Source organism: Pandoraea captiosa (genome assembly GCF_902459775.1).
GTDB classification, from domain to species: Bacteria; Pseudomonadota; Gammaproteobacteria; order Burkholderiales; family Burkholderiaceae; genus Pandoraea; species Pandoraea captiosa.
The window spans coordinates 1,006,046-1,019,924 of sequence record NZ_CABPSQ010000002.1; the positions used below are offsets into that span (position 1 = coordinate 1,006,046).

Annotated in this window: 12 protein-coding genes; 7 read left to right on the top strand and 5 right to left on the bottom strand. The window is 63.6% G+C overall.

The window, feature by feature from the left end:
• Window positions 1-265 precede the first annotated feature (265 nt).
• Window positions 266-1,627: a histidine-type phosphatase gene (locus PCA31118_RS09765; RefSeq protein ID WP_150625004.1), complete on the top strand. Its 1,362-nt coding sequence runs from the start codon at window positions 266-268 to the stop codon at window positions 1,625-1,627.
• 48 nt (window positions 1,628-1,675) lie between these two features.
• Complete coding sequence (locus PCA31118_RS09770; protein WP_150625005.1) at window positions 1,676-2,398, top strand: hypothetical protein; 723 nt, start codon at window positions 1,676-1,678, stop codon at window positions 2,396-2,398.
• Window positions 2,399-2,455: 57 nt separating this feature from the next.
• Here PCA31118_RS09770 and PCA31118_RS09775 read toward each other — a convergent pair whose 3' ends face one another.
• Window positions 2,456-2,836: a tautomerase family protein gene (locus tag PCA31118_RS09775; RefSeq protein ID WP_150625006.1), complete on the bottom strand. Its 381-nt coding sequence runs from the start codon at window positions 2,834-2,836 to the stop codon at window positions 2,456-2,458.
• A gap of 84 nt (window positions 2,837-2,920) precedes the next feature.
• On the opposite strand from PCA31118_RS09775, the gene PCA31118_RS09780 reads away from it, so the two are divergent.
• The gene (locus PCA31118_RS09780; RefSeq protein WP_150625007.1) at window positions 2,921-3,778 is read left to right on the top strand and encodes a LysR family transcriptional regulator; all 858 of its coding nucleotides are present in this window, start codon (window positions 2,921-2,923) and stop codon (window positions 3,776-3,778) included.
• Window positions 3,779-3,811: 33 nt separating this feature from the next.
• On the opposite strand, the gene PCA31118_RS09785 is transcribed toward PCA31118_RS09780, so the two are convergent.
• Entirely contained in the window at window positions 3,812-4,513 is a 702-nt protein-coding gene (locus tag PCA31118_RS09785; protein ID WP_150625008.1) for an SDR family NAD(P)-dependent oxidoreductase, read from the bottom strand.
• A 129-nt stretch (window positions 4,514-4,642) separates the two neighbouring features.
• Here PCA31118_RS09785 and PCA31118_RS09790 point away from each other — a divergent pair, with 129 nt between their 5' ends.
• The 3 genes from PCA31118_RS09790 (at window position 4,643) to PCA31118_RS09800 (ending at window position 7,284) form a co-directional block, all read left to right on the top strand.
• On the top strand, window positions 4,643-5,596 hold the full coding sequence (locus tag PCA31118_RS09790; protein WP_150625009.1) for a LysR family transcriptional regulator: 954 nt from the start codon (window positions 4,643-4,645) through the stop codon (window positions 5,594-5,596).
• A gap of 208 nt (window positions 5,597-5,804) precedes the next feature.
• The gene (locus PCA31118_RS09795; protein WP_150625010.1) at window positions 5,805-6,761 is read left to right on the top strand and encodes an alpha/beta hydrolase family protein; all 957 of its coding nucleotides are present in this window, start codon (window positions 5,805-5,807) and stop codon (window positions 6,759-6,761) included.
• Window positions 6,762-6,876: 115 nt separating this feature from the next.
• The gene (locus PCA31118_RS09800) at window positions 6,877-7,284 is read left to right on the top strand and encodes a MarR family winged helix-turn-helix transcriptional regulator (protein WP_237165306.1); all 408 of its coding nucleotides are present in this window, start codon (window positions 6,877-6,879) and stop codon (window positions 7,282-7,284) included.
• On the opposite strand, the gene PCA31118_RS09805 is transcribed toward PCA31118_RS09800, so the two are convergent.
• The 3 genes from PCA31118_RS09805 to PCA31118_RS09815 form a co-directional block, all read right to left on the bottom strand.
• Window positions 7,278-7,730, bottom strand: coding sequence for a hypothetical protein (locus tag PCA31118_RS09805; RefSeq protein ID WP_150625012.1), 453 nt, complete (start codon window positions 7,728-7,730; stop codon window positions 7,278-7,280). The two genes, PCA31118_RS09800 and PCA31118_RS09805, sit on opposite strands and share 7 nt — an antisense overlap.
• A gap of 255 nt (window positions 7,731-7,985) precedes the next feature.
• Entirely contained in the window at window positions 7,986-9,365 is a 1,380-nt protein-coding gene (locus PCA31118_RS09810) for an MFS transporter (protein WP_150625013.1), read from the bottom strand.
• Window positions 9,366-9,679: 314 nt separating this feature from the next.
• Window positions 9,680-11,257 (bottom strand): glucan biosynthesis protein G, encoded by a 1,578-nt coding sequence (locus tag PCA31118_RS09815; RefSeq protein WP_174990422.1) that lies wholly within the window; start codon window positions 11,255-11,257, stop codon window positions 9,680-9,682.
• Window positions 11,258-11,504: 247 nt separating this feature from the next.
• Here PCA31118_RS09815 and bglX point away from each other — a divergent pair, with 247 nt between their 5' ends.
• A complete protein-coding gene (gene bglX, locus PCA31118_RS09820; protein ID WP_150625203.1) occupies window positions 11,505-13,844 on the top strand; it encodes a beta-glucosidase BglX in 2,340 nt (779 codons plus the stop codon).
• Window positions 13,845-13,879 lie beyond the last annotated feature (35 nt).

The following is a 13,879-nucleotide window of genomic DNA, read 5'->3' on the forward strand; positions in this document are numbered from 1 at the left end:
GCCGGCGCCGCGGCTGAAGCGACGTATTTCCGCCACGCTCGCCATCGGGCTTAGGTGATGCCGGATACGCACGGTAAGATGAGCGTCAACGCTGTCCCCGTCACCCCGACCTGCTGCCATGACTGCCGCCATGCCCCGCGTGATGACTCGTGATCCCGTTCGATCTCTCGAAGTTCTAACTAATCGTCAACGTGACGCCGAGGGTGGGCGCCATGGGGGGCGAGGGCGGCGGGCGTCCTTCGCGACGATGACAGCGGTGGCCGCTATGGCTGCCATCGTCGCCATGGTCGTGCTAAGCGGTTGCACGACACCCGGCGCGCCGCAACCCGGCCCCGCAAAGCCACCGGAATCGGCGGCCCGCATCGACGGGATGCCCGCAGACTGGACGCTCGTCGCGACCGTGATCGTCAGCAGACATGGTGTGCGCTCTCCCACGCACGCCCATCCCCCGCTGGACAAACTGAGCCCTGACGCGTGGCCCGGCTGGCCCGTGCCCGCCGGTTATCTGACCGCACGCGGCGGCTCGCTTGCGGAGCGCATGGGGCGTTATTACGGGGACTGGCTGCGCGCACGCCGCGTATTGCCTGACAATGCATGCCCGTCGCCCGGCACCGTGTATGGCTGGGCGGACATCGATCAACGTACGCGCGAGTCGGGCAACGCCCTGCTGCAAGGCATTGCACCGGACTGCGAGATGCGCACGTCGCATCAGGCCGATCTCACGACCTACGACGCCGTCTTCCAGCCGGTCGCTGCCGGCGACTGTCCGCTCGACCCGGGAGCCGCGCGTGGCGCCATCGAGGCGCGTCTCGCGCCGGACGGCGTCGCCGGGCTGAACAAGCGCTATTCCGCATCGATCGCCCGCGTGGGCGAGGTGCTCGACTATGCGCACAGCCCTGCCTGCGGCGCCCCCGGCGGCTGCAAGCTGGAGGACGAGCCGACGCGTCTGCGCGTGGAAGGCGATGGCAGCGGCGTGACCTTGCGTGGCGCGTTGGGCAGCGCGGCCAAGGCATCGGAAGTTTTTCTGCTGCAGTACGGGGAAGGCTTGCCCGATAGTCAGGTCGCGTGGGGACGCATCCGTGACGAAAAGGATTGGGCGTTGCTGCTCGACGCGCACAACGCGCAGCGTGACCTGCTCAACAAGACTCCCTATCTCGCGACGACCAACGGCACGCCCCTGCTCGCGACGGTACTCGATGCGCTCTCGCGCGCCGGGACGACGGGCGCGCCGCCGCCTGCATCGGTGCGCGGCCCGGTGGTGCCCGTGGGAAATCGCGTTTACGTGCTCACCGGCCACGACACGAACATCGCCAATCTCGCGGGCATGCTCAAGCTCGACTGGCGCCTGAGCGATCAGCCGGACAACACGCCACCGGACGGCGCGCTCGTCTTCTCGCTCTGGCGCAATCCGGCCGGTGAGCCGTACGTTCGCGTCGAGTTCGTGTATCAGTCGATGCACCAGTTGCGCCATCTCACGGCGCTCTCGCTCGACGAGCCTGCCAAACGGGAAACGCTGGCCATGGCCGACTGCACCGAAGGGCCGGACGCGAAGTCTTGCAAATGGTCGACGTTTGCGCAGCGAGTGAAGACATCGCTCTCGCCGAGCTGTCTGGAGGGCGTGAAGTAAAACACACACGGGAAGGGGGAGTCAGCGATGCAGAAAATGATTCGAATCATGTCAGCCGCTGCCACGTCGTGCATTGCGGGCCTTATCGGCGTTATCGGTGTTATCGGCGTCGTCCCATCGGCCCACGCCGATACGACGGTCGGCTCGACCGAAGAACTGGTCAGAAGTCAGCCCGCGATGCAGTACGTCTTTTCCGAGAGGGCCATGCTCGTGATGTACCAGCTCGGTGTCGAGGAAGACAAGCGATTCAATCTGCAAACGGACTGCAAGTCGAAGTATCAGGTCCGTCCGCTTGGCGCGGTAGTGCTCAAACCGATGACGATTCCCGACGGCGGAGGCAACCCGAAGTCGGGCGCCTGGCTCACGCGCTACCAACTGGAACGCTGCGGCGACGCGAAGATCTACAACGCGGTCTTCGTCGCTGACGCCGAGGGCGGCAATCCGAAGCCGACACCGTTCTATCCGGGCAACACGCGCGGCGGCCCCGTGCTGGTTCAGGACGCGATGATGGTCGCCGTGAGCACGGCGATCGCCAAATCCGGGCAGTCGGGGTGTCGGAAAGTGGAAGCGTTCGACATGCGCGCGAAGCAGCCGCCGCACGACGTCGTCGAGGGCGGCACGACCTTCAGGGGCGTCTGGAAAGAAACCTGGACGTTTCGCGTTTGCGGCAAGATGGTCGACGTCGACATGATCTTCACGCCGGATGCCGTGGGCGGCGGGACTTCCTTCCGGACAGAGTCGGTCAAGACGACGCAAGGCATGGCGCAGTAGTGGGATGCCTCATGAGATGCCTGATGCGATGCCTGAAGCGGCGCCACGTGCGGTGCATCAGGCGTATTGCGCAATCCCGTTACCCAGCGACCAGTTTTCTTTCTCCACCTCCACGAGACTCACGAACACGTCTTCCTTGCGCAGGCCGGGGCGTTCGCTGAGCAACTGCGCAATGCGTCGGAACAGCGCTTTCTTTTGATCGACCGTACGCGTGTTGTTGGCCGTGATTTGAATGAACACCAGATCATCGCTTCGACTCACGTCGAGATACGACGCGCCGTAGCGGAAATTCGCCGCGTCATGCTCGGTCATCGCCATGAACTGGTCGTCTTCCGGCACGTTGAACGTCTCGCGCATGGCGTCGTAGACGCCGTCGAAGATGGCCTGACGATAGACCTCGGGCTTTCCTGCGCGCAATGCGATGTGAACGAGTGGCATGGTGGGATCTCCCTCTTGTGGACTCGTTTCATCTTAACTATTCTATTTTCTTATTGACGTTTATTTCAAAGATAAGAATTCGAAATGACAGTGCGCCCTCTCGACCTCGACGCCGTTAAGGCGTTTGTCAGCGTTGCCGAGCTTGGTAGCTTCACGCGCGCCGCTGAAGCCATGCAGACGACGCAGGCGGCCATCAGCCTGAAGTTGAAACGGCTCGAAGACCGGCTGGGACTGCGGCTCGTCGAGCGAACGCCCCGATATGTGGAGCTTTCCGCCAACGGCGTGACGTTCCTTGAGCGTGCGCGCGAACTGCTCGATGCGCACGACCGGGCGCTTGGCGCGTTCGTCGGCGCGCGGCAGCGGCTGAGTCTCGGGGTTAGCGATCACGTTGCCGGGCCTGAGCTTCCCGCGCTGATCGCGAGAATGAACGCGCAAGATCCGGAGTTGCTGATCGAAGTGCGGATTGCGTCGTCGGGGGATCTGCTGCAAAGCTTCGACCGGCGCGAGCTGGATGCCGTGATCGTTCGCCTGCATGCCGGACGCGGCGATGGCGAACTGCTCGCCGAAGAGACCCTCGGGTGGTTCGCTGCGCCGCATTGGCAACATCGTGCGGACGAACCGCTACCGGTCGCCACGCTTGCGGAGCCGTGCGGGGTTCGTGTGCTTGCAGGCCGACTGCTGGACGCGGCGGCGGTACCGTGGCGGGAGGTCTTCGTCGGCGGCGGTGTGCCGTCGGTGGCCGCTGCCGTGATGGCCGGTCTCGGCGTTGCGGCACTGGCGCCGCGAATGCTGCCGTTCGGCGCCGTGGATGTCGGCGCCAGGCTCGGGCTGCCCGAGATACCGCGCTTGCCAGTCCTGCTGCATACGCGCGTCAGAGACGGCCGCGCGTACGATGCGCTGGCCGCACTCTCGGCCGCGTTTCGCAGTGTGGTGCGAGGGTAGCGTTCGGTCCGCTCGACGCGCGACGCTCGACGCTCACCATCGGACCGTTCTGCCGCGATAGTCGAGATATTCGAGTCCCGGTCGCGCCATTTTGCCAAGCAGCACGCTCACGACACCGGGCACGCTTTCCTCGACCGAGAGCCTTCCCTCCGGGCCGCCCAGATCGGTGCGCACCCAGCCTGGCGCGATCAGCGCCATCGCGCGCGATGTCTGTGCCTGACGCGCAGCGAAGCTGCGCATGAACTGGTTGAGTGCGGCTTTGCTGCCGCGATACACCTCGCGCTGGCCGGACTCGTTGTCGGCGACGCTGCCCTGTCCCGACGACATGACGCCGATCAGGCCCGTCTCGGACACCAGCTCGCAAAATCGCTCGACAACCCGCATCGGACTCAGGGCGTTCGTGATCATGAGATTGACGAAATCCTGCGTCGGCACCTCGCCGATGGTCTGTGTCGGATCGGGATTCGTTGTGCCGGCATTGACGAACAGCATGTCGAAGCGTCGGTGCCCGAGGCGGGCATGCAGCGCCGCGAGTTGATCGGTCTGGGTAATGTCGAGGATTTCGATCTCGACACGGTCGGGATGTGCGTCGGCCAATGCGTGCAGTAGCGTCCTGCCGCTCGCGGCACGCACGGTGCCTACGACGTTCCAGCCCCGTTCGATGAATTCCGCTGCCATTGCGTAACCGAGACCGCGCGACGCGCCAATGAGAAGGACGGTGGGTAAGTGAGCCATGAGGGTTTCCGTTTTGCCGATTCAGTCCTTGAATTGTCGAACTGGCCATGCATTTGCACCAGACGCCTTGGATGCAATCCTCAGTTGCACCGGACGCCATGGGTGGCATATTTCGTTTATGCTGCGCACATGTCGCGCATCGACCTCAATCTTCTGACGGCGCTGGACGCCCTGCTAAGCGAACGTAGCGTGACCGGCGCGGCGCAACGTCTGAACGTCAGCGTCTCGGCCATGAGCCGGACGCTCGCCCGGCTGCGTGTGGCGACCGGAGATCGGTTGCTCCTGCAAGCGGGGCGCTCCCTGGTGCTCACGCCTTACGCACAAGCACTGAGCGAGCGTGTTCCGGCACTGACCCGCGACGTCACGGCGGCGCTGGGGCGAGCCGAATATCGATTCGATGCCGCCACGCTCGAACAACGCTTCACGTTACGCGCAGGCGAGGGCTTTCTCGACGTGCTCGGTGCGGCCTTGCTGTCGCGAATCCGTCGCTCGGCCCCCAGCGTTCAGTTGCGTTTCATTCCGAAGGCGGACTGGAGCACGCAACCGCTCAGGGACGGAACGATCGATCTGGAGATCGGTGTCGTCAAGGCGTCGGCCCCGGAGGTGCGCACCCGTGTGCTGTTTCGTGACCGCTATGTCGGCGTGTGTGCCAAGGGACATCCCGTGTTGCGCAAGCGCCGTCTGAGCGTCGAGCATTGGGCGGCATACGATCACATCATGGTCTCCCGTTCGGGGGACGCCGAAAATCCGGTCGATGTGTCGCTGGCTGCTTCAGGCGTCGAGCGCAAGCTTCCCATCGTCGTGCCGTCCTATTCGAGCGCGGTCCAACTGGTACGCCATTCCGAATTGTTGGCCGTCATCCCGCGCTCCTGCCTTGGCAATGTGTTCGTGCCGGACCCTTTGGGCGCGCATGGCGTGCAGTGGTTCGAACTGCCAGTCGCAGTGCCCGAGTTCACGATCTCGGCGATCTGGCATCCGCGCCTCGACCACGATCCCGCGCAGCGCTGGTTTCGTGCGGAAGTACTGGACCTGTGTCGTTCCGCGTATCCGGAAGATCGGACTGCGGCCCTCCGCCGGTCGTGACGCGCTAACGTTTCGTCACGGCAACGCACTCATCGTCTTCCGCTCGTAAACTCTCTCTAATTTAGTTCGTGTACGAAATAAAATTCTCAATATACTTCGCATACGAACTAAATATCCCATCGAGTCGGATAGTCGACATCGATGGGTCGATGCGTTGAATTGAATGGCGCCGTACCCCTCGGGCTGGCGAGCGCCGGGGAGTCATGCCATGTCGTCGCTTTCCGTCGAAATTCCCGCCGTGGACGGTTATCCGCTCGGCGCCCACGTGTGGTATCCCGCCGATTTGCCGGCGAAGGGCATCGTGCTGGTGCATCCGGCAACGGCGGTGCCGGAGCGGCTGTATTTTGCGTTCGCGCAATACATTGCGCAGCGTGGGCTGATCGCCGTCACATACAGTTATCGTGGGGTCGACGGGTCGCGCCGCGGATCGTTGCGAGGCTTCAGGGCAACAATGCGCGACTGGGCCGATCTGGATGTGGAGGGCGTTACCCGCTGGGCATCGACGCATTACCCCACGTTGCCCTTGTACGCCGTCGGCCATAGTTTTGGCGGACATGCCATCGGGTTGTGCGAGAGTTCGAACCTGCTGCATGCCGCCGTTCAGGTCGCTTCCCATGCGGGGGCCATGCGCGTCGTCACGAACCGTCGCGAACGCGCCAGAATCACCTTGCTCATGCACTGGATCGCGCCGCCGCTGGCACGCGTGACGGGATACATGCCGGGCAGTCGTCTGGGCATCGGCGAGGACCTTCCGAGGGATGTGCTGCTCGAATGGAGCGACTGGACGCGTTTGCCAAACTATTTCTTCGATGATCCGACGCTCGATGCCGGGGCACGCTTCGCCCGGGTTCGTACTCCCGTTCTTTCTCTGGGATTTGACGACGACCTGTGGGCCACGCGTCTGGGCATCGACATGCTCGTATCCCGGTTTCGTCACGCCCCCGTGACACGACGTGAAATTCCGGCGAGTCGTTCGGACACCGGCGCGATCGGGCATATGGGATACTTTCGCCAACGCTCCGGCGCGTTTCTCTGGCCGGAGACCGTCGACTGGCTGTTGTCGACGGGCGCGGGCAATCCCGCGAGCGGGGAACGCACGGCGAGCGTGTCGACGTACACCGCCGCAGCGCACGCCGCGCCATCCACATCCCATCCTTCAGACTGATCACGGCATGCCGAAACGCCAAGCGTCCCTTGCTGCGAAGGCCTCAAAGAAAACGCCCGGAACGACACCGGGTAACACGGACGCAGCGCAAGCCACCGACCGTCGCTTGCTATTCCTGCTCAACGTCGGCCAACGGCGCGTGCAGCAGTGGATCGACGCGCGCTCGGTCGACAGCGCCGGTGTGAGCGCCGCGCAAGCGGGTGTCCTTTTCTATCTGCTGCATCACGACGACGCCCTCGTGGGCGAAGTGGGAGCGGCGCTGCAACTGTCGCCGTCGTCGATGACGGGACTTGCCAATCGCATGGTGAGCGCTGGGTTGCTCACCCGGCGTGCCGACGCCACCGACGGTCGCGCCACGCGTTTGCGCGTGAGCGCTGCCGGTCACAAGGCCATCGCGCGTGCGCGCGAGGTGCTTGCCGAGCTCAACGACCTGCTGCACGACGACTTTTCCGAAGCGGAGTTACGCGTCGTGGCGCGTTGGCTCGGCAATCTGCAAAAACGTTTCCCTGCCGACGGTCAGTGAATCGCGAGCGCGTTGGCTTGTGCATTGGCGGCACCGGCCACCACGTTCACGCCGATGTTGCCCGATGCCCCCATCAGCGCCCGATCGCCGAGCGACGCATGCATCGCGCCCGTAATGGCGCCCGTGACGGCGGCCGCGTTGCGGATCGTCTGTTGCGTATCGACCAAAATGTGAGCCGCCTTGGCGAGCACGATCTGATTCGATTGTGCGTTGAGCGCGCCCGCGGCGGCGTTCACGCCGAAGTTGCCGTGCGCGTCGCGCAGCGCGTCGGCGCCAAGCGTGGCGACAGCGGCTGACTGACCGCTGAAGACGGCGTCGCCCGTAAGGGTCTGGCGGGTGGAGAGCTGGACGACATTGGCGTCGTCGGAGGGAGCAGCAAAGGCCGGAACGTGAACGACAGCGGCGGCGGCCAGCACCAAAGAACTCAGCAAAGTGAGACGCGGCATGTTGGTCTTCCCCAGAGTGTCCGTTGGGACGGATATCTGGATAACGGCGCCTGAGGCGCTCGGGTTGAATGATGTTTCGCGTGTCGCGCTTTGCGTCGGGCAATTGTTGCTGTGCCCCTGCACCGGCGCGCGCTTCACCGAAAGCCGCAGTCGTTCCCGTGACCGCTGCGGCGCGAATTCTCGCATGACGGCAAACGGCTGTGCCGTCATGCGAATGGCATCGTTTCGTCCCCGAACCCAGCTTGACGCGCGAGATTACGCAGGTTCTCCCGCGCCGTTCGCCAATCCTGCCGAATTGTTTCTCGATTGGGCTGCCGCTTGTTGCTGCACCGATGCCGATTTCTTGTGGTCGATGAGCAACACGGCGATCACGGCGATGACGGCAGGAATCGCGATTGCCATAAAGTTTTGCTGCAACGGCAACGACATGCTCACGAGCACGCCAATCACGATGGGCGCGAGAATGGCGCCGCTGCGTCCCACACCGGACGCCCATCCGATGCCCGTGCCGCGCGCGGCCATCGGATAGAACTGACCCGCGTAGGCGTACGTCACGATCTGCGTGCCGATGGTCGAGGCGCCCGCCAGGCCCACGAGCACGAACAGCACTGGTGTGGGCACCTTCACGCCCAGCAGCGTGATCGAGACGGCGGCAAGCGCGTACATCCCCACGAGCACGTACTTGATGTTGAAGCGATCGGCGAGCCAGCCGCCGCCGATGGCGCCTAGCATCGCGCCGAAGTTGAGCACGAGTACGAACGTGAGCGCGGAACCGAGGCTGTATCCGGCGCTTGCCATGAGCTTCGCGAGCCACGAACTGAGCGCGTACACCATGAACAGGCACATGAAGAACGCGACCCAAAGCATCACCGTGCTGAAGCCACGGCCATCCTGAAACAGACGCGAGAGCGGCGCCGCCTGCTTGCGGTCGGTATTGGGCAGATCGAATTGATCGGACGGCTGCGCAACATACGTGGGCGACAGACGGCCGAGCACTTGTCGGAGCGTGTCGAGGCGTCCTGTGCGAATCAGAAACGGCATCGATTCCGGCAGCGCTCTCATGGCGAAAGGCACGAGCAGGGCGGGCAGGCTCGCGGCGAGAAATACGGACTGCCAGCCATAGGACTCGATCAGCCCCTTGCCGAGCAATGCGGCAAGCATGCCGCCGACCGAGTAGCCGGAGAACATCAGCGTGACGAGCGTGCCACGCAGGCGGCGCGGCGAATATTCGGTCATCTGTGCGACGACGATAGGCATCACGCCGCCGATGCCCACGCCCGCGAGAAAGCGGGTCACGGAAAAGCTGATGGGCTCGTGCGTGAGGCCGGCAGCCGCAGTGAACAGAGAGAACATCAGCACACAAATGGCGATTGCCTTGCGACGCCCGAGGCTGTCGGCCACCATGCCCATGACGATCGCGCCGAACATCATGCCGAAGAGGGCAGCGCTGACCATGAAACCGGCGCTGGTCGCGTCGACATTCATGGCCTTCATGATCGACGGCAGGGCAATGCCCGCGACCGCGAGATCGTAGCCGTCGAAGATGATGATGAGTGCGCACCAGAGCAGAATGCGCCCGTGATAGCCGTTGAAGCGCGCTTCGTCGGCGAGATGATGTACGTCGATATGTCGCATGCGGTGTCTCCATAACGAATCCGCCCTCCGTCGAAACGCGGAGAGTTCTTTGGGATTGTTTATGACCGACGCAAGCGGCATCGAGGCCGGGCTTCGCCAACCACCTCTATGAACGACGGGTGGTTATTTATGCAATATTGTGCATGCAGTAAACGCGAAATGGCGTTCGACTGCAAGGCAAATTTGCGATGGCTAGGGTTTTACATGAGAAAACACCCCTCGTAAGTGCCTGTTTAATTGCGGGGCAGAGAGGAGGCTGGCGGGAGGGGAGGTGCGGCGGCGAGTAGCCGCCGCACGAACTGATTTAATGCAACTTATTGCTTCGCGACCGAAAAGGGCGGGAGCTGATAGCTCCATGTCTCGCTGATCGCACGGCCCCCCGAGACGAGCGCTGCACGCAGCTCGACCACCTTGGCCGGGTCTTTGACCATGACCCGCAGGTTCAGGCGCATGCCGCGTGTGGCCGGATTCGGTTGCAGCGTTTGCTCGATGATGGTGGCGTTATCGCTGACGCTGACCTGCGGCGTGACCGACGCGGCGGGCAACGTGGCGAGCGGGCCGCCGTCAAAGTCCACGATCAGGCCGGTGCTGCCGTCGAAGTGACGAATCAGGTTGGCCTGTGTGATCTCGCCGGCCGTGCGAAGCGTCTGCTTCACCCACGCCAGATTGCGGTCGATGATGCCGCGCTCGTTCATCGTCCAGCGAATGGTGTAGTCGGCCTGTAACGGTTGCCCCTTGGGCGGCAACTGGTCGGGAGTCCAGAACGCGCCGATGTTGTCGTTGGTTTCGTCCGGCGACGGAATTTCGACGAGTTCAACGTGACCCTTGCCCCAGTCGCCCTGCGGCTCGACCCAGGCGCTCGGGCGCAGGTCGTAGCGATCTTTCAGGTCTTCGTACTGCGAGAAATCGCGCCCGCGCTGGAGCAGACCGAAGCCGCGCGGGTTCGTCACCTGGAACTGGCTGATGGCGAGGTTGCGCGGATTGTTCAGCGGGCGCCAGATCCATTCGCCGTTGCCCGCGTGAATCGCCAGCCCGTTCGAGTCATGCAGGGCCGGACGGAAGTTGTAAGGGTCGCGCTGCTGGTTAGGCCCGAACAGGAACATGCTCGTGAGCGGCGCGATGCCCAGCTTCGTCACCTTGTCGCGCATGAACACGCGGGCCTGCACCTTGAGCACGGAATCCTCGCCCGGCGTCAGGTCGAAACGGTAAGCGCCGGTGGCGCGCTTGGAATCGAGCAGCGCGTAAAAAACGAGGTGCTTGTCGCCCGCATTGGGACGCTCGATCCAGAATTCGCGAAACGCCGGGAATTCTTCGGCGATGGGCAGACCGGTGTCGATGGCGAGGCCGCGTGCCGACAATCCGTAAATCTGGCCCTTGCCGATGACGCGGAAATAGCTCGCGCCCAGCACGCTCATGATCTCGTCGAGCTTGCCCGGTTCGTTGATGGGATAGAGCACGCGAAAGCCTGCATATCCCAGATTGTGAGTCGCGCTGCGGTCGAGCTTGAGGTCACCGAAGTCGAAGCGGTTGCTGTCGTACTTGATCTCGTCGATCTTCGCGTTGGCGCCGCTGCCGACGATTTCGTTGATCTTCACCGGCGTGCTGAACTGCATGCCCTGATGGTAAAAGCCGAGCTTGAACGCCGTGGGCTGATCGTTCCATTCGAACGCTTCGCGGCGCGGCTGAATCTTGATGTAGTCGCCGAACTGCATTTTCGCGAAGGCCGGCGTAAGGTTGCTTACCGGGGCCGCATAGGGCTTGTCGGAGAGCGCCTTGGCGCGGGCGGTCACGTCGTCGAGGGAAAACGCATGGGCATGCGCGGCGCCCACCAGGGCGGCGCCGACGACGAGCCGCGACGCGTATCGGCGCCAGAACGGGGTCTGAGAAAACAAAACCAAAAGTCGCTCCTGAAGTGAAAGGGCAGTTCGCCTCGGCGCTGACTTCGGGCAGCGCATTACCGCATCGAGGCACGGAATTCTTTCAAAGAACGCCAATTGTGGCAAAGTATCGCACTTCGTGTCGCGAGTTTGCCCTGGCTCGGCTCGTGACGCCTGCCGATACGACGACCCGGACGCCCGGGCTCGCGACCTTGCTGCGCGTGCCGTGCGTCGCACTCAATTGGATCGCCATCACATGCAAATGCTCCGCGCACTGGCTCTCGCAGCCGGTCTCGTGGTGGCGCCGGCCTTTGCCAGCGCCGCTCAAGCCTCCGACAACGCCGACAAGCGCGACGTTCCCGTTGCATCCGTTGCAATGCCTTCGGCGTCCGCCAAACAAAAGTTTGTCGATGATCTCCTCGCGCGCATGACGCTTGACGAGAAAATCGGCCAGTTGCGCCTGATCAGCATCGGCGCGGAGATGCCGCAGCCGCAACTCATCAAGGAAATCGCCGCGGGCCGTGTTGGCGGCACGTTCAACTCGGTGACCCCGAGCGAGAACCGCCCGTTGCAGGACGCCGCCGTCAAACAAAGCCGCCTGAAGATTCCGATCTTCTTCGCCTACGACATCGTGCACGGCCACCGCACCGTGTTTCCGATCAGCCTCGGCCTGGCGTCGAGCTGGGATATGTCGGTCGTTCGCCAGGCGGCGCGCGTGTCCGCCGTCGAAGCGAGTGCCGACGGCCTCGACGCCACTTTCGCGCCCATGGTGGACATCTCGCGCGACCCGCGCTGGGGCCGTACCTCGGAAGGCTTCGGCGAGGATCCCTATCTGGTCTCGCAAAGCGCACGTGCGAGCGTGCAGGGCTTTCAGGGCACGTCGCCCGCCAACCCCGATAGCCTGATGGCGTTCGTGAAGCACTTCGCGTTGTACGGCGCGGTCGAGGGCGGACGGGACTACAACGTCGTCGACATGAGCCCGATGCGCATGTATCAGGACTATCTGCCGCCGTATCGCGCCGGGATCGACGCGGGTGCGGGCGGCGTGATGATTGCGCTGAATTCGGTCAACGGCACGCCCGCCACGTCGAACAAGTGGCTGTTGCAAGACCTGCTGCGTGGTGAGTGGGGTTTCAAGGGCGTGACGGTCAGCGATCATGGCGCGATCGAGGAACTGATGCGTCACGGCGTGGCGAAGGACGGCCGTGAGGCCGCCAGGCTCGCCATCGAAGCCGGTGTCGACATGAGCATGGCCGATCAGCAGTACCTCAAGCAGTTGCCGGACCTGGTGAAGTCGGGCGACGTGCCGATTCGCTATATCGACAACGCCGTGCGCGAAGTGCTCGGGGCGAAATACGACATGGGCCTCTTTGCCGATCCGTATCGCCGTATCGGCCGCGCCGAGAACGATCCGAAGGACGTGAATGCCGAAAGCCGCCTGCACCGCGACGCAGCGCGCGATGTCGCGCGCAAGTCGATCGTGCTGCTGGAGAACCGGCATGACACGCTGCCGCTCAAGAAGGCCGGCAGGGTCGCTGTGATCGGACCGCTCGCGGACTCGAAGCTCGACATGATGGGCAGTTGGTCGGCCGCAGGCAAACACGCGCAGGCCGTGTCGCTGCTCCAGGGCGTGCGCGACGTGCTTGGCACGAACGCTCAGGTCGCCTATGCGCGCGGCGCGAACATCACCGACGACTCGCGGGTGGTCGAATATCTCAACTTCCTCGACTGGGACAATCCGGAAGTCGTGCAGGACAAGCGCACGCCGCAGCAGATGATCGACGAAGCCGTGCAGGTCGCGCGCAATGCCGACACGCTGATCGTTGCCGTGGGCGAATCGCGCGGCATGTCGCACGAGGCATCGAGCCGCACGAGCCTGATGCTCCCGGGCAGCCAGCTTGCGCTGTTACAGGCGCTCAAGGCCACGGGCAAGCCGCTCGTGGTCGTGCTGATGAACGGTCGCCCGCTGGACCTGAACTGGGCTAACGTCAACGCCGACGCCATGCTCGAGACCTGGTACGCCGGGACCGAGGGCGGTCATGCGATTGCCGACGTGCTGTTCGGCGACTACAACCCGTCGGGCAAGCTGCCGATCTCGTTTCCGCGCTCGATCGGTCAGATTCCGACGTACTACAACCAGTTGCGCATCGGCCGACCGTTTACGCCGGGCAAGCCTGCGAACTATACGTCGCAATACTTCGAGGAAGACGCCGGTCCGCTGTACGCATTCGGCTATGGCCTGAGCTACACCACGTTCGAGGTGTCCCCGGTCAAGCTCTCGTCGAAGACGATGACGGCCAGCGGCAAGCTCGACGCGAGCGTCACTGTGCGTAACACCGGAAAGCGTGAAGGGGAGACCGTCGTGCAGTTGTACTTGCAGGACGTGGCCGCTTCGATCGTGCGTCCGATAAAGGAACTGAAGGGCTTCCAGAAGGTGAGTCTGAAGCCGGGCGAGTCGCGCACGGTGCACTTCGCCATCGACGCCAGCCTGCTGAAGTTCTACAACGCGAAGCTGCAATACGTGGCGGAGCCGGGCGAATTCAACGTCCAGATCGGCCTCGATTCGCAGCACGTCGAACAGGCGACATTTACCCTTCATTAAGCGCGCTTTCTAGCGCTTCCTAGTGCCTCCTGGCG